This window comes from Photorhabdus australis DSM 17609 (assembly GCF_000711895.1).
Lineage (GTDB): Bacteria > Pseudomonadota > Gammaproteobacteria > Enterobacterales > Enterobacteriaceae > Photorhabdus > Photorhabdus australis.
In genome coordinates this window covers 49,075-64,900 of sequence record NZ_KL543988.1, presented here as the reverse complement: position 1 = coordinate 64,900, position 15,826 = coordinate 49,075, and the positions used below count along the sequence as shown (strand labels likewise).

15 protein-coding genes are annotated in these 15,826 nt (G+C 43.1%); 11 read left to right on the top strand and 4 right to left on the bottom strand.

Translation table 11 applies throughout. The features are described from left to right. The first annotated feature begins 6 nt into the window (after positions 1–6). The 10 genes from pbpC to der all read left to right on the top strand — a co-directional run bounded on the left by pbpC (position 7) and on the right by der (position 11,981). The gene (pbpC, locus tag BO26_RS20615) at positions 7–2,322 is read left to right on the top strand and encodes a peptidoglycan glycosyltransferase PbpC (RefSeq protein ID WP_036774738.1); all 2,316 of its coding nucleotides are present in this window, start codon (positions 7–9) and stop codon (positions 2,320–2,322) included. 224 nt (positions 2,323–2,546) lie between these two features. After that, positions 2,547–2,972, top strand: coding sequence for a nucleoside-diphosphate kinase (gene ndk / locus BO26_RS20610; protein ID WP_036774737.1), 426 nt, complete (start codon positions 2,547–2,549; stop codon positions 2,970–2,972). Positions 2,973–3,155: 183 nt separating this feature from the next. Next, positions 3,156–4,334 carry a dual-specificity RNA methyltransferase RlmN gene (gene rlmN / locus BO26_RS20605; protein ID WP_036774736.1) on the top strand — a complete coding sequence of 393 codons (1,179 nt, stop codon included), beginning with the start codon at positions 3,156–3,158 and terminating at the stop codon, positions 4,332–4,334. Between the two features lie 74 nt (positions 4,335–4,408). Further along, positions 4,409–4,819 carry a tetratricopeptide repeat protein gene (locus BO26_RS20600; RefSeq protein ID WP_036774735.1) on the top strand — a complete coding sequence of 137 codons (411 nt, stop codon included), beginning with the start codon at positions 4,409–4,411 and terminating at the stop codon, positions 4,817–4,819. Between the two features lie 121 nt (positions 4,820–4,940). Beyond that, positions 4,941–5,930: a cytoskeleton protein RodZ gene (gene rodZ / locus BO26_RS20595; protein WP_036774734.1), complete on the top strand. Its 990-nt coding sequence runs from the start codon at positions 4,941–4,943 to the stop codon at positions 5,928–5,930. Between the two features lie 70 nt (positions 5,931–6,000). After that, positions 6,001–7,122 (top strand): flavodoxin-dependent (E)-4-hydroxy-3-methylbut-2-enyl-diphosphate synthase, encoded by a 1,122-nt coding sequence (gene ispG / locus BO26_RS20590; protein ID WP_036774733.1) that lies wholly within the window; start codon positions 6,001–6,003, stop codon positions 7,120–7,122. Positions 7,123–7,241: 119 nt separating this feature from the next. Then, positions 7,242–8,519, top strand: coding sequence for a histidine--tRNA ligase (gene hisS / locus BO26_RS20585; protein WP_036774731.1), 1,278 nt, complete (start codon positions 7,242–7,244; stop codon positions 8,517–8,519). Positions 8,520–8,530: 11 nt separating this feature from the next. Beyond that, positions 8,531–9,151, top strand: coding sequence for a YfgM family protein (locus BO26_RS20580; protein WP_036774729.1), 621 nt, complete (start codon positions 8,531–8,533; stop codon positions 9,149–9,151). Between the two features lie 13 nt (positions 9,152–9,164). Further along, a complete protein-coding gene (gene bamB, locus BO26_RS20575) occupies positions 9,165–10,337 on the top strand; it encodes an outer membrane protein assembly factor BamB (RefSeq protein WP_036774727.1) in 1,173 nt (390 codons plus the stop codon). A 159-nt stretch (positions 10,338–10,496) separates the two neighbouring features. Then, positions 10,497–11,981, top strand: a complete 1,485-nt coding sequence (gene der / locus BO26_RS20570; protein WP_036774726.1) for a ribosome biogenesis GTPase Der — start codon at positions 10,497–10,499, stop codon at positions 11,979–11,981. A gap of 21 nt (positions 11,982–12,002) precedes the next feature. Here the strand turns inward: der and BO26_RS20565 are convergent, their stop codons facing one another. From BO26_RS20565 to hemF, 3 genes are all read right to left on the bottom strand, one after another. After that, complete coding sequence (locus BO26_RS20565; RefSeq protein WP_036774725.1) at positions 12,003–12,320, bottom strand: protealysin inhibitor emfourin; 318 nt, start codon at positions 12,318–12,320, stop codon at positions 12,003–12,005. Between the two features lie 157 nt (positions 12,321–12,477). Beyond that, positions 12,478–13,590, bottom strand: a complete 1,113-nt coding sequence (gene prtS, locus BO26_RS20560; RefSeq protein WP_036774724.1) for a metalloprotease PrtS — start codon at positions 13,588–13,590, stop codon at positions 12,478–12,480. Positions 13,591–13,821: 231 nt separating this feature from the next. After that, the gene (gene hemF, locus BO26_RS20555; RefSeq protein WP_036774723.1) at positions 13,822–14,730 is read right to left on the bottom strand and encodes an oxygen-dependent coproporphyrinogen oxidase; all 909 of its coding nucleotides are present in this window, start codon (positions 14,728–14,730) and stop codon (positions 13,822–13,824) included. Positions 14,731–14,868: 138 nt separating this feature from the next. Here hemF and BO26_RS20550 point away from each other — a divergent pair, with 138 nt between their 5' ends. Continuing rightward, positions 14,869–15,300 (top strand): GNAT family acetyltransferase, encoded by a 432-nt coding sequence (locus BO26_RS20550; protein ID WP_036774721.1) that lies wholly within the window; start codon positions 14,869–14,871, stop codon positions 15,298–15,300. Positions 15,301–15,352: 52 nt separating this feature from the next. Here BO26_RS20550 and BO26_RS20545 read toward each other — a convergent pair whose 3' ends face one another. Further along, positions 15,353–15,772, bottom strand: a complete 420-nt coding sequence (locus BO26_RS20545) for a YgiW/YdeI family stress tolerance OB fold protein (RefSeq protein ID WP_420864723.1) — start codon at positions 15,770–15,772, stop codon at positions 15,353–15,355. Positions 15,773–15,826: the final 54 nt, after the last annotated feature.

The window sequence follows — 15,826 nt, the reverse complement described above, 5'->3', positions numbered from 1 at the left end:
AAATTGATGAAAAAAACATATCACCTTATTTGGCTGATTGTGCTGTTGTTTCTGATCCCGGCGAGTCTATGGCTGGCAGATAAAGTTTGGCCTTTGCCATTGCGTGAAGCCAAAATGGCACGGATTGTCGTGAGTGAGGATGGTACTCCGCTTTGGCGTTTTGCCGATGATGAAGGGGTTTGGCGCTACCCGGTAACACTGAATCAAGTGTCACCGGAATATATTCAGGCACTACTGACTTATGAAGATCGCTGGTTCTATCAACATCCAGGAATTAACCCGATTTCTCTTGTCAGGGCGGCTTGGCAAGATATACGAGCAGGTAAAATTTTGTCGGGCGGGAGTACGTTGTCAATGCAGGTTGCCCGGTTGATTGATCCGCATTCACGTACCTTGAGCGGGAAGTTGAAACAAATCGGGCGTACATTACAGCTTGAGTGGCACTACTCTAAAGATGACATTCTTGAAATGTATCTGAATCGTGCCCCGTTTGGTGGTACGTTGCAAGGAATTGGAGCGGCGAGTTGGGCTTATCTGGGAAAACCGCCATCTGAACTTTCTTCCGGGGAAGCCGCTTTATTGGCTGTATTGCCACAGGCACCCAGTCGTTTAAGACCAGATCGTTATCCAGAACGAGCACAGGCTGCCCGAGATAAGGTGCTGCAACGATTGGCCGAGTATGAAGTTTGGCCGGCTGAGAAAGTGGCTGATATTCGGCAAGAAACATTGTGGTTAGCACCTCGACAGGTTCCACAGCTTGCGCCGCTTTTTGCCAGACGAATGGCTAAAGGTCGTCGTCAGGAAATCATCAAGACAACTATTGATGTGGGATTACAACGTCAGCTTGAGGATATGGCGGTAAATTGGAAGTATCAATTACCGGATAAAACTTCAGTCGGGGTATTGGTGGTCGATCACACGGATATGGCAGTGAAAGCTTATATCGGTTCTCTGGATTTCCGGGATGACAACCGTTTTGGTCATGTTGATATGATAAGTTCATGGCGTTCGCCAGGATCAACCCTGAAACCATTCTTGTATGCCATGGCGTTGGATGATGGGCTAATTCATGGGGAGTCACTTTTACAGGACGTGCCTCGTCGCTTTGATTATTACCGTCCAGGAAATTTCGACAGTGGTTTTAATGGTCCGGTCAGTGCCAGTGAAGCATTGGTCCGCTCGTTGAATTTACCTGCGGTTCAACTGCTTGAAGCATATGGTGCTAAGCGGTTTACCGCTAATATGCGTAATGTGGGAACTGTATTACGTTTTCCTCCCGGTAGCGAGCCTAATTTATCATTGATTCTGGGTGGAACGGCAACCCGGATGGATCAATTGGTGGCGGCTTACACCGCGTTTGCCCGTCAGGGGAAAGCTTCTCCTTTGAGATTTACACCGCAGCAGAAATTGCGTGACAGACAACTTTTTTCCCCGGGGGCAGCATGGATAGTCAGGCGGATCATGGCCGGAGAAGGACGCCCACAACCTGACGATGTTTTACCGGCACAAGTGCCATTGGCCTGGAAAACCGGTACCAGCTATGGCTATCGCGACGCTTGGGCTATTGGTTTAAATGCCCGTTATACCATAGGTGTTTGGGTTGGCAGGCCGGACGGAACGCCGGTTGTGGGGCAATTCGGTTATGCCACTGCGATTCCGATAATGACTCAGATCAATAACTTGTTGTTGGCGAATATGCATAATGGCGCTAAATGGATTCCTTCTGATCCACGCCCGGCAAGTGTTAGTCAGGCAATAATTTGTTGGCCAGGTGGGCAGAGTCTGCCTCAGGGAGACAGTAATTGCCGTCAACGCCGTTTGAGTTGGATACTTGATCATACGGTTCCTCCTACATTGCCTGCTGTGGGGCAGGAAGGTATTTCGGGCATTAATGAACAGGTATGGGTGGATAAAAAAGGGTTGCGTGTCGCTCCTGATTGTTTTAACGCTGAGCCTAAAAATATCGCTTTATGGCCGATTACTCTCGAGTCATGGTTGCCTGAGGAGGAGCGTCGAGCGCGACGTTTGCCACCCATTAATCCGCAATGCCCACCGCTGAAATTAGATCAGGCGCCCTTGTTAATTGTTGGTATTCATAACGGTGATGTATTGAAACGGCTTCCCGGTATTAGCAGTCTTGATTTACGTATTACGACTCAGGGGGGAAGTGGTCAGCAATGGTGGTTCCTGAATGGAGAACAAATTATGATCACTGAAAATAATCAGGCGCTGGTACAGACATTGACCCAGCCGGGAAAATATCAGCTTAGTGTTTTGGATTTGGGAGGGCAGATAGATTCTGTTAATTTTACCTTGAAGTAAACGATTCAGTTAAAAGTGTGATTTGTACGAAAAAATGGTAATTTTCGCTAAGGAAAATTTAATAGATTGTTATGTTTTCTGTAGGCAACCGTCTTTCGTACCCCTATAATCAACGCCGCTTTTATCCCTGCTAGAGTTGCGGGATGAGTATTAACCGATTAACTTTTATCGGGAATAAAAAATTAAAATTATCTGTTGCTGAAAGAAGAGCCAAGAGGTTATCCATGACGGTTGAACGTACTTTTTCTATTATTAAGCCTAACGCTGTGAAGAAAAATGCTATCGGGTCTATTTATGCCCGTTTTGAAAGCGCCGGGTTTAAAATCATTGCCGCCAAAATGTTGCACTTAACCCGTGAACAGGCTGAAGGTTTCTATGCAGAGCACAAAGGTCGTCCTTTCTTTGATGGTCTGGTGGAATTTATGACTTCTGGCCCAATTGTGGTTCAGGTATTGGAAGGCGAGAATGCAGTACAACGTCACCGTGACTTGATGGGTGCAACCAATCCTGATAATGCATTGGCCGGTACTCTGCGTGCTGATTATGCAGACAGTTTTACTGAAAACGCAGTGCACGGTTCCGATGCTGTTGAATCTGCCAACCGTGAAATTGCGTATTTCTTCACTGAAGATGAAATTTGCCCGCGTTAACTGATTTACAGTTACCCGTAGCATCATCGCATTAAAGTTTGTACAATGCGGCGCCCCGTTGTTAATTCAACGGGGCGTTTATTATTTGTCACTATACTAAATTGATAGTGATACCCGAATTGAAACTTCGCGTTGAATTCATCAGCGCAGAGCCGAAAGTGTAACAACGAGGCGATATAAAAAATGTCCCAACCAAATACTGTGGCACAAGTTGCTGCTTCCGTCGTGTCTGAAACTCCAGAAAAGAAAAACGATAAAATTAACTTACTTGATCTGGATCGCAAGCAAATGCGTCAGTTCTTTGTTGATATGGGGGAAAAACCCTTCCGTGCCGATCAAGTGATGAAGTGGATATATCACTACTGCTATGACGACTTTGAGCAGATGACGGATATTAACAAAACCCTGCGGGCAAAATTACAGCAGGTTGCTGAGATTCGTGCGCCTGAAGTTGCAGAAGAACAACGTTCAGCCGATGGCACGATTAAATGGGCTATCAGTGTTGGCGATCAACAAGTTGAAACGGTTTATATCCCGGAAGATGACCGGGCGACGTTGTGTGTCTCTTCTCAGGTAGGCTGTGCATTAGAATGTAAATTTTGTTCTACTGCTCAGCAAGGGTTTAACCGTAATTTGCGGGTTTCTGAAATCATCGGGCAGGTTTGGCGTGCAGCAAAAATTATTGGCTCATTGAAATCTAGCGGTCGTCGCCCGATTACTAATGTCGTTATGATGGGAATGGGAGAGCCTCTGCTTAACCTGAATAATGTGGTTCCTGCAATGGAAATCATGATGGATGATTTTGGTTTTGGTCTGTCTAAACGCCGCGTGACTCTGTCTACATCAGGAGTGGTGCCTGCGTTGGATAAACTTGGCGATATGATTGATGTTGCTTTGGCAATTTCCCTGCATGCACCGACAGATGATGTTCGTGATGATATTGTCCCTATCAATCGTAAATATAATATTGAGCAATTCCTTGCTGGTGTACGCCGTTATTTAGCTAAATCCAATGCCAATCAAGGGCGGGTGACAGTGGAATATGTCATGTTGGATCATATTAATGACAGCGTGGAACAGGCACACCAATTGGCTGAATGCCTAAAAGATACACCGAGTAAGATCAATTTGATTCCGTGGAACCCATTTCCGGGTGCGCCATATGGTCGCAGTTCTAACAGCCGCATCGACCGTTTTGCCAAGGTACTGATGGGATATGGCTTCACAACGATTGTCCGTAAGACCCGTGGCGATGATATCGATGCAGCATGTGGTCAGCTTGCCGGTGATGTTATTGATCGTACAAAACGTACATTGAAAAAACGTCAGGCAGGTGAACCTATTCAGTTAAGAACAGTCTGAATTCAGGCAGGTCTTGTAAATACAGTAACCGAAATGATTGTTACAATTGCGAATCCTTGAACAATGGGGATAGTATGATAAGGATGTTATCGGGAATGATTGTTGCTGCTGCATTATTGGTAGGTTGTTCCAGTCAACCAGCAAACGGAAATAAACCGCGAATAGTGGCAGCAGAAACTCGGATTCAATTGGGAATGGCTTATCTGGCCGAAGGTAACTTATCGGCTGCCAGATATCACTTTGATAAAGTATTACTGGTAGAGCCTGACCATTATCAGGCCCAATTGGGTATGGCGTTATATGAGCAATATTCCGGCCAGCCAGAAGCTGCTCGTCAGCGTTACAAAATAGCAATGCAGTATGCGTCAGGAAATGATACGGTATTGCATTATTACAGCGCTTTTCTCTGTGAACAGGGGCAGTATGAAGAAGTTAAAACTTTGTTTGCCGGGAGTAATGCTGACAGGCGTATTTGTTATCAATGATTTGCCGCTAGTAAAATAGCAAATCTATTTCGCCGCGCAGGCTGTTGTATAATGTAAAAATTATTGCAAGAAGCCGGCGCGAAGTTTTTCACAACCTGAACAGTGCTGCATCTTCTTGCTAATGAATACTGAAACGACTCCAGAACAAGCTCACTTAACAGCAGGTCATCTCCTGCGTCAGGCCCGCGAACAACACGGGCTAACTCAGCAGACTGTGGCTGATCGCCTGTGTCTGAAACTTTCCACTATTCGCGATATTGAAGAGGACAATATACCGGCCAATATGGCACCGACTTTTCTACGTGGTTATGTGCGCTCTTATGCTAAGTTGGTACAAATTCCAGAAGAAGAAATGTTAGCAATTCTGGATAAGCATACTCCGGCGAAAACAGCAAAAGTTTCGCCAATGCAGAGTTTTTCATTGGGTAAGAAACGTAAAAAGCGTGACAATTGGTTAATGCGGATTACGTGGCTAATTATTTTAGTGGTGATCAGTTTGACAGGAGCATGGTGGTGGCAAAACCATACAGCTCAGCAGAAGGAATTAATTTCAATGGCTGATCAGTCTACGGTGCAGATTGCTCAGCAGGATACTAACGCGGTGGATTTATCTGCGGGAAATCACAAGCAAACAACACAATTGCAGACCAGTGAGCCGCACGTGCCAGTTGTCTCAACAGAAAATACAGCGCAAGCGAATAATAGTGGGGAAGCGACTCAACCTGTAATATCAACTCAAAAGCAGTCAGTGGAAACAACTGAAACTCAGCCACAGACGGTCCCATTACCAACCAATCCAATTAATCAGAGTACAGCGCAAATACCCGATGTTGTGGAAAATCGATCAGCGGTAGCGGCTGGTAGTGATAAATTGGTGATGAATTTTAAAGCATCCTGTTGGTTGCAGGTTGTTGATGCTAATGGGAAAACGTTGTTTAGCGGAACTAAAAGGAAGGGCGATAGTCTGAATCTTTCTGGTTCACTACCTTATAAATTAACTATTGGTGCCCCGGCGGCAGTGGATGTGCAGTTCCAAGGGAAGCCTGTTGATTTGAGCAGCTTTATTAAAGCAGGTCGTATTGCGCGTTTTAAAGTACCAGAAACACAGTAAATGCCTTGGTGGTACAGCATTAATTGTTATTTCATAAGTAAGCACATGGAAGTATGGGAGAAACACTAGTATGCATAATGAATCGCCGATAAAAAGACGCAAATCTACGCGTATTTATGTAGGGAATGTGCCAGTCGGGGATGATGCACCAATTGCGGTGCAGTCAATGACAAACACACGTACTACAGATGTGGAAGCAACGGTTAAACAGATTAAGTCGCTGGAACGTGTTGGGGTTGATATTGTCCGAGTATCAGTACCAACGATGGATGCTGCAGAAGCATTTAAGCTGATTAAGCAGCAAGTTAATGTTCCTTTGGTTGCAGATATTCATTTTGATTACCGTATTGCACTTAAAGTTGCTGAGTATGGTGTTGATTGTCTGCGTATTAATCCGGGTAATATTGGTAATGAGGCACGTATCCGTGAGGTTGTGGCTTCTGCCCGTGATAAAAGTATCCCAATCCGTATTGGTGTGAATGGCGGATCATTGGAAAAGGATATTCAGGAAAAATATGGTGAGCCAACACCAGAAGCCTTGGTGGAATCGGCTATGCGTCATGTAGATATTCTCGACAGACTTAATTTTGAACAGTTCAAAATCAGCGTAAAAGCGTCGGATGTATTTCTGGCGGTTGGGGCTTATCGTTTGCTGGCTCAGAAGATCGATCAGCCATTACATCTTGGTATTACAGAAGCGGGTGGCGCTCGTGCGGGTTCTGTAAAATCAGCCATTGGTTTGGGGATTCTGCTGTCAGAAGGTATCGGTGATACCCTGCGTATTTCACTAGCCGCCGATCCGGTGGAGGAAGTTAAAGTCGGTTTTGACATTCTGAAGGCGCTGCGTATTCGTTCCCGTGGCATTAATTTTATTGCTTGTCCAACCTGTTCTCGTCAGGAATTCGATGTTATCGGTACAGTTAATGCTTTGGAACAGCGTCTGGAAGATTTATTGACACCAATGGATGTTTCAATCATTGGTTGTGTCGTTAATGGGCCGGGTGAGGCGGAAGTTTCCACTTTGGGCGTTACCGGTGCTAAGACGAAAAGCGGTTTTTATGAAGATGGGGTTCGGCAGAAAGAGCGCCTCAATAATGCTGATATGATCGATCAGCTTGAGGCTAAGATCCGTGCTAAGGCATCAATGCTGGATGAAAATAAGCGTATTGACATAAGTCAATTAGATAAATAATAAACCTGACACTAGCGCATAGTTATCGTGAGCTAGTGCTGTTTGGTTTGCCAATTGAACCTCGTCAGTATTCGCTTTTATAATCAACATCATTTTTGAATTATTAACAGAGATAAAACGTGGCAAAAAATATCCAAGCTATCCGTGGTATGAATGACTACTTGCCAGCAGATACTGCTATCTGGCAGCGTATTGAAAGCACTTTGAAACGAGTGCTTGCGGGCTATGGTTATAGTGAGATCCGTACACCGATTGTAGAGCAGACCCCGTTATTTAAACGTGCTATCGGGGAAGTGACTGATGTGGTTGAAAAGGAAATGTATACCTTTGATGATCGCAATGGTGAAAGTTTGACCCTACGTCCTGAAAATACCGCGGGCTGCGTGCGTGCGGGTATTGAACATGGTCTGCTGTACAATCAGGAACAGCGTGTATGGTATATCGGGCCAATGTTTCGCTATGAGCGCCCCCAAAAAGGCCGTTATCGTCAATTTTACCAATTAGGTGCTGAAGTATTTGGTCTTCAGGGGCCTGATATTGATGCCGAACTGATTTTAATGACCGCCCGCTGGTGGCGTGAGCTTGGTATTTCTGAGCATGTAACGCTTGAGCTGAACTCTATTGGTTCATTGGAGGCGCGTGCCAGCTACCGCGAAGCACTGGTTGCTTTTCTTGAGCAACATAAAGATAAGCTGGATGAAGATTGCCAGCGCCGTATGTACAGCAATCCATTGCGTGTTTTGGATTCGAAAAATTCTGAAGTTCAGCAACTTCTTAATGATGCACCGGAACTGTTTGATTATCTTGATGCCGAATCAAAAGAACATTTTAATAGCCTGTGCGCACTTCTTGATGCGGTTGGTATCAAGTACCGGATTAATCAGCGTTTAGTTCGCGGCCTGGATTATTATAACCGCACGGTATTTGAATGGGTGACAACGGCTCTTGGGGCCCAGGGGACTGTCTGTGCTGGTGGCCGGTACGATGGGCTGGTTGAGCAGTTGGGGGGTCGTTCAACTCCGGCAGTGGGTTTTGCCATGGGAATGGAGCGTTTAGTTCTGTTGGTACAGGAAATTAACCCGGAATTTATGGCGGAGCTGTCAGTTGCTGATGTTTATCTGGCTTCTTTTGGTGAAGGAAGTCAACAGGCTGCATTGATTTTGGCTGAACAGGTACGTGATATGTTGCCTCAATTGCGCCTGATGATGAACCACGGCGGAGGTAATTTTAAGAAGCAACTAGGGCGTGCAGATAAACACGGCGCTAAAATTGCGTTGATCCTTGGTGAGGATGAAGTACGCTCTGGTCAAGTAGCCATTAAAGATTTACGTACAGGCGAACAACAAACGTTGTCGCAAGGCGAAATTGCAGCTCGTTTGGCTGAACTGTTAGGCTAAGGAGAGACTCTGTGGAAGTCTATACTAATGAAAATGAACAAGTTGACGCGATCCGCCGCTTTTTTGCCAATAATGGTAAGGCGTTGGTTTTCGGGTTGGTATTGGGGGCTGGCGCGCTGATCGGTTGGCGTTACTGGCAATCCCATCAGACAAATCAGTTGCAAGCAAGTGCGGAAGCTTTTGAACAGGTAAATAGTGGATTATTGTCTGGTAAAAAAGAGAACAATACCGCTGTTGAGAAATTTGCCAGTGAAACAAATAACAGCTATGGCGTAATGGCTTATATGCAACTGGCTAAGCTTGCTGTTGAAAAGAATGAGTTAGCTAAAGCGGAGCAGTTTTTGTCTACAGCGGTTGGGCAGGCAAAAAGTGAAGATTTGCAGGCTTTGGTTAACATTCGTTTAGCTAGGGTTCAATTAGCAGAAGATAAAGCGGATGTTGCACTGAAAACACTAGAACAGGTGAAAGGTTCTGGATGGGTTGCAGTAGCAGAGGATATCCGTGGTGATGCACTGTTGAAAAAAGGTGATATTGCTGGTGCTCGTGCCGCCTATACCAAAGGTTTGGTAGCGAATTCACCTCAGGCGATCAAATCGATGTTAAATCTTAAATTGAATAACTTATCCAGCTAAGGGGATTCTTTCAATGCAGCTGCGTAAAACACTCTTGGTTGGTCTGGTTACTTCCATTCTGTTAGCAGGTTGTTCAAGTGAGCAGGATACGGTAACGATGTCACCGTTACCACAGGTTGAAAATCAATTTAACCCACGTGTTGTCTGGGATAAATCCGTAGGTGATGGTGTAGGTCGTTATTACTCTCATTTGACACCAACCTGGCAAGGTTCTGTTGTCTATGTTGCTGATCGTAATGGTATCGTTAAGGCACTGAATATTGATAGTGGCAAAGAGATATGGTCGGTAAATCTAGCTGAAAAAGCAGGTTTTCTCTCTTCGCGTATACCTGCGTTGCTCTCTGGTGGTCTGACGGTTTCCGGGGATTATTTATATGTAGGTACTGAACGTGCGAAAGTGATTGCACTAAATGCGGCAGATGGCCAGGTTGCCTGGGAGTCTGAAGTTGCCGGTGAGGCATTATCGCGCCCGGTTGTAAGTGATGGCTTGGTGCTGATTCATACCAGCAACGGTATGTTGCAGGCATTGAATGAGTCAGATGGTAAAATTCAGTGGTCCGTTAATATGGACACGCCATCATTATCATTGCGTGGTGAATCGGCTCCTGCTGTGGCTTATGGTGCGGCAATTGTGGGGGGAGATAATGGCCGTATCAGTGCTGTCCTGATTGCTCAGGGGCAATTAATTTGGCAACAACGTATTTCTCAGGTAACCAGCTCTACAGAAATTGGCCGTCTTAATGATGTTGATATGACGCCCGTTATTTCTGAGGGTGTGATATATGCAGTAGCATATAATGGTAATCTGGTGGCGCTTGATATGCGTTCAGGTCAAATTCTCTGGAAACGCGATTTGGGTTCAGTGAACGAAATAGTTGTTTCTGGTGATAAGCTTTACATGGTTGATCAAAACGATCGTGTTATGAGTCTGCGTCAAAGTGATGGTGTGACGCTGTGGACTCAGACAAAATTACAGCACCGTAATCTGACTGCGCCTGAAATGTATAATGGCTATTTAGTTGTTGGTGATAGTGATGGTTATTTGCACTGGTTGAATATGGATGATGGTAAGTTTGTTGCCCAGCATAAAGTTGATAGCTCAGGCTTAATGAGTCGTCCGGTTGTTGCCAGCGATAAACTGATGGTACAGGCGAAAAACGGCTCAGTTTATCTGTTTACCCGTTGAGTATTTTTACTATCTATTTATCGAAAATAAGATAAAGAGTTGTTATTGTTCCACGGCTCCTGGAAAGAACAGGGGCCGTTTCGTCTTTTTAGTATTTTGTTGCGTTAACTATAAGCAGCAAAATACTGATTTCAAATTTAAGTCATGAGGCATCAACAAATGATACCTGTCGTCGCTCTGGTAGGGCGCCCAAATGTGGGTAAATCCACATTATTTAACCGTTTAACCCGTACAAGAGATGCGCTGGTAGCGGATTTTCCAGGTCTGACCCGCGACCGCAAATATGGTCGAGCTGAGGTCGAAGGGCAGGAATTTATCATAATTGATACCGGAGGTATCGATGGTACCGAAGATGGTGTTGAAACACATATGGCAGCACAATCTTTGATGGCGATTGAAGAAGCCGATATTGTTCTATTTATGGTAGATGCCCGTGCTGGATTAATGCCAGCAGACCATGCTATAGCAAAACATTTGCGTAGCCGTGAAAAAGCGACTTTTTTGGTTGCAAATAAAACCGATGGTATTGATATTGATACATCTATTGCTGAATTTTATTCGCTTGGGTTAGGTGATATATATTCTATTGCTGCTTCTCATGGTCGTGGTGTTACCCAGCTTATCGAACGAGTGTTGTTGCCTTTTTCCGGTAAGGGTGAGGAAGAAGAGGTTGTGCTGACCGAAGAACAAGCGAATGCAGCATATTGGGCTGAACAGGAACAGAATGAGTCGGAGATGGTAGAAGAAGAGGAAGATGATTTTGATCCATCCACTCTGCCATTAAAATTAGCCATTGTCGGCAAGCCAAACGTAGGGAAATCTACGTTGACTAACCGTATCTTAGGTGAAGAGAGGGTTGTGGTTTATGACATGCCGGGTACCACCCGTGACAGCATTTATATTCCAATGGAACGCGATGGCCGCGAATATGTCTTGATTGATACCGCGGGTGTGCGTAAGCGGGGTAAGGTTACTGCAACAGTTGAAAAATTCTCAGTGATCAAAACGCTTCAGGCGATTGAGGATGCTAACGTTGTGTTACTGGTGATTGATGCGCGTGAAGGCATCTCTGATCAGGATTTATCGTTGCTGGGTTTCATACTTAACAGCGGGCGCTCGTTAGTTATTGCGGTCAATAAATGGGATGGCATGTCACAAGAAGATAAAGAGCAAGTGAAAGAGATGCTTGATTATCGTCTTGGTTTTGTTGATTTCGCTAGAGTACATTTTATCTCTGCTTTGCATGGCAGCGGTGTGGGGAACTTGTTTGACTCGATTCTTGAGGCTTATGACTGCGCGACTCGCCGTGTAAATACCTCATTATTAACCCGCATTATGCGTATGGCTGAAGAAGATCATCAGCCGCCAATGATCCGTGGCCGCAGGGTAAAAATGAAATATGCGCATGCTGGTGGTTATAATCCTCCAATCGTAGTGATCCATGGTAATCAGGTCACTGATTTGTCTGATTCTTATAAGCGTTATCTGATGAACTATTTCCGTCGTTCCCTGAACGTGATGGGGACGCCTATTCGAATTCAGTTTAAAGAAGGGGCAAACCCGTATGCAGACAAACGTAATACGTTGACACCAAATCAGATGCGTAAACGTAAGCGTCTGATGGCTCACCTAAAAAAACGTTAATTCAAAAAGGAAAGGGTGGTATTAACCACCCTTTTTGTGAGCATCCCATATCTGGGTAATTATTTCTGGTGCATCTAACTCTGGAAGAGTGAAGTGGTATTCTTCATTTCCATTGGCGATACTGATCAGATAATAATGTTGATCAGGATATGGTGATGGCGGCATGGAATCAGAAAAATCTTGTTCTATGGCTTGACGAAATAATTGCTGTTGGTGCGGAGACAATGAATTTAAATTCACAATCTTATCTTGGTTAAGGCCAGGTGCAGAGGCAAATCCTCCTTGTAGGGAAATTGTGATTTTACTATCAGTTGTGAGTTTGAGAGTTTTATTATTCATGATATACCAGTTTTTTACGGTTATTTTTCACATTTCTTTAGTATAGCGTGAAATTTGTCGTTAACAATTTTGGCATCTTCTATTAGATATATTTTTTACTAGTCAGGTATTACAAATAATAAAATATCGCTGGCGTTAACCAGCGATATGTTATAGATTAATCTTCAGTTTTATCCTTGGTTTTATCTTTAGTTTTGTCCTTGTCGCCCTTATCTTCTTCTACTTTAACACCCACTTCTTTCCAGCTATCAATCGTTGCTTTTTCAACATCCTCATCAAATAACTCACGAGCATGTTTAATTGTTAATTTAGCGAAGGATGAGAAGTTAGCATCACGTGCAAGATCTTTATCCAACAATGTGTTGTACCATATTTTTCCTGCTTTCTCCCAGGCATATCCACCTAATTTTATTGCCAGATTATAGAAGGCTTTATTAGGAATACCTGAATTGATATGAACACCACCATTGTCTCTAAAAATCGGCAGGTCTTTATAATCATCCATATGACCAGGCTGTGGATCTTTACCGAGATCCTTATCATCATATGCACTGCCGGGGTTTTTCATTGAGCGAATCCCTACACCTTTAACATCTTTGCCCAGTAACCCACTGCCTATAATCCAATCTGCTTCGTCAACTTTTTGTTTCAAGTAATGTTGTTTTACTAATGTGCCAAAAACATCCGCTATTGATTCATTCAATGATCCAGACTGGAAGAAATAGACCAAGTTTGCTGTTTTTTCAATAACACCATGAGATAATTCATGGCCGATAACATCAATAGATGTTGTGAAGTCATTGAAAAGTTTTCCATCTCCATCGCCAAATACCATTTGCCCGTTGCCCCAGAATGCATTCATATATTCTTCGCCATAATGCACAGTGGCAATCAATTTCATTCCTTTATCATCTAATGAGTTGCGATTAAAAACTTCTTTATAGAAACTATGAGTTGCTTCTAAATATTTATATGCATTATCAACTGATTTATCTCCGTTGTCTGGATCGCCTTCATCTCGTACTAACTTTCCTGGCAACTTGCGTTTATTTTCTGCATCGTAAATAGAGCGATGTATAGTTGTACGGACAACTTTGTCATCTTTATCAGATGGTTCTATTGTTTCAATAACACTATTCAACATTAAACTATTGGTATGATTTAATGTCATTAATACCTTCTGTTTTTCACTCTCGCTATTATTATTATAAATATTTTGAAGAATGTACGGTGGTATTAAACCCTTGTAGTTATTGTTTTGTATTTGCATAAATATCTCCTGGAATAAATTATTAGATTTTTAATAAGAGGTACTCTTTAAGTACGGTTTCATATTAAACACGTTTCCAGCTGATAGTCATCAGAGCTATATGCTTCTTTTATGTTAAAGGGTTGTTAATAAAATGTTATGTTATTTGCGTAAGGGATTTTTGTATTGGTCGTATTAAAAATATAAGTAGTTAGGAATAATTGTATGCAATATTCCTAACATTATAAAAAATCATATCCAGCTTTTTACTGGTAGAAAGTCAGTATATAAAGAAGCTTCTGCAGATCCTGGTTCAGGGTGATAATCATATTCCCAGCGTACCAAGGGTGGCATAGACATTAATATAGATTCTGTTCGTCCACCACTTTGTAATCCAAATAGAGTTCCTCTGTCCCAAACTAAGTTGAATTCTACGTAGCGACCACGGCGATATAATTGAAATTTTCGTTCACGTTCACCCCATAATAGGGTTTTCCTTTTTTCTACAATAGGTAGATAGGCATGAAGAAAACCTTTACCTATATCTTGAGTAAAGTTAAAACAATGTTCAAAATTAGGGGTATTTAAGTCATCATAAAATAAACCGCCAATCCCACGAGCTTCATTACGATGTTTAATATAGAAATAATCATCACACCATTTTTTATATTTTGGGTAAATATCTTCGCCATATGGTTGGCATATATTTCTGGCGGTAGTGTGCCAGTGAATAACATCTTCTTCAAAACCATAATAGGGAGTTAAATCAAAACCTCCACCGAACCACCATACTGGAGATTCACCTTCTTTTTCTGCAATAAAGAACCGGACGTTAGCATGGCTGGTTGGTATATATGGATTTAAAGGATGAATAACCACAGAGATCCCCATTGCTTGATAACTGCGACCTGCTAATTCAGAGCGATGGGCTGTTGCTGATACGGGAAGTCTGGTTCCTGATATATGGGAAAAATTAGCGCCTGCTTGCTCGAATACTGTGCCTTCTTGCATAATTCGACTGCGACCACCACCGCCTTCTCTGCGTTGCCAGCTCTGCTCGGTAAATTTTGCTGTGCCATCTGCTTGTTCCAATTGCTGGCAAATTTTTTCCTGTAATGAAAGGAAAAAAGATTTAATTTGATTAATGTTTGGTGTGTTCATTACTCTTTTCTCATTGTAATGCGATGACATACCATATTATATCTATTGGTGACAGAGAAGGCATTTTCGTATTGATTCCGGGGTTAAAGCGGAGATAATGAGAAAATTGTTATTTCAATAAAAACAGGTTGGTTAAGGATGGAAATTCGGGTATTTCGACAAGATGATTTTGAAGAAGTGATCACCTTATGGGAACGCTGCGATTTACTTAATCCTGGTGTTGATCCTGAAGTGGATATTGAGCGTAAATTGACTCATGATCCTGACCTGTTTTTAGTCGCAGAAGTGGCTGGTGAAGTGGTTGGGACTGTTATGGGTGGTTATGATGGTCACCGGGGTTCGGCTTATTATTTGGGGGTTCATCCTGAATTTCGGGGGCGAGGAATTGCAAATGCATTAGTTTCCCGATTGGAAAAGAAGCTGATGGCCCGTGGTTGTCCAAAAATAATGTTTATTGTTCCTGAGGATAATGATGCCATTCTCTATATGTGTGAAAAGCTGGAATATGAAGATCGCCATCAGGAAAGTGTTATTTTCAGTAAGCGTTTGATTATTGATCAGGAATATTGAGTTGAGTCATGTGGCTGAATGAGTACTATTAGTACCATTCAGCCACAAATCATTAGTGCAATTTAGTCACTTTTTTTACATCAACTGTCGTGGAGCTCCATTCTTTATCGACTTCACCTTCAAGGCGGACTTTATCCTGAGGTGTTATTGTTTGGCCATTCCAGTATTTATGATCAATTTCGACTTCAATGACTCCTGTGTTATCACGGAATATGAAATGATCACCACGGATACGGGATTCGATATTTCCCTCCAGCACAACCCAACTGTCATCCCACATATTTTTCACTTGTTCAGTGGTCGATATTTTTACATTGTTATCGATAAAACCACCTTGTGGTGCTGTCTGGGTTTGAAGTTGCTCAACATTTGGGCCAGAAAAACCACCAGATTGCATATGTGAGGTTTGAGCCATTAATGGCGTACTGAATAGAGCAATTAAGGCGGTGGTTACAAATGTTTTTTTCATCATATTGACCTTGTAATAAAGATGGTTTTTTCTTGGGAAAAGTAGGATACCGCGAAG

What these genes read in the sequence shown, in the direction of transcription:
- pbpC (WP_036774738.1), top strand. Translation starts at nt 7, where the DNA reads ATGAAAAAAACATATCACCTTATTTGGCTGATTGTGCTGTTGTTTCTG.
- ndk (WP_036774737.1), top strand. Translation starts at nt 2,547, where the DNA reads ATGACGGTTGAACGTACTTTTTCTATTATTAAGCCTAACGCTGTGAAG.
- rlmN (WP_036774736.1), top strand. Translation starts at nt 3,156, where the DNA reads ATGTCCCAACCAAATACTGTGGCACAAGTTGCTGCTTCCGTCGTGTCT.
- BO26_RS20600 (WP_036774735.1), top strand. Translation starts at nt 4,409, where the DNA reads ATGATAAGGATGTTATCGGGAATGATTGTTGCTGCTGCATTATTGGTA.
- rodZ (WP_036774734.1), top strand. Translation starts at nt 4,941, where the DNA reads ATGAATACTGAAACGACTCCAGAACAAGCTCACTTAACAGCAGGTCAT.
- ispG (WP_036774733.1), top strand. Translation starts at nt 6,001, where the DNA reads ATGCATAATGAATCGCCGATAAAAAGACGCAAATCTACGCGTATTTAT.
- bamB (WP_036774727.1), top strand. Translation starts at nt 9,165, where the DNA reads ATGCAGCTGCGTAAAACACTCTTGGTTGGTCTGGTTACTTCCATTCTG.
- der (WP_036774726.1), top strand. Translation starts at nt 10,497, where the DNA reads ATGATACCTGTCGTCGCTCTGGTAGGGCGCCCAAATGTGGGTAAATCC.
- BO26_RS20565 (WP_036774725.1), bottom strand. Translation starts at nt 12,320, where the DNA reads ATGAATAATAAAACTCTCAAACTCACAACTGATAGTAAAATCACAATT.
- prtS (WP_036774724.1), bottom strand. Translation starts at nt 13,590, where the DNA reads ATGCAAATACAAAACAATAACTACAAGGGTTTAATACCACCGTACATT.
- hemF (WP_036774723.1), bottom strand. Translation starts at nt 14,730, where the DNA reads ATGAACACACCAAACATTAATCAAATTAAATCTTTTTTCCTTTCATTA.
- BO26_RS20550 (WP_036774721.1), top strand. Translation starts at nt 14,869, where the DNA reads ATGGAAATTCGGGTATTTCGACAAGATGATTTTGAAGAAGTGATCACC.
- BO26_RS20545 (WP_420864723.1), bottom strand. Translation starts at nt 15,772, where the DNA reads ATGATGAAAAAAACATTTGTAACCACCGCCTTAATTGCTCTATTCAGT.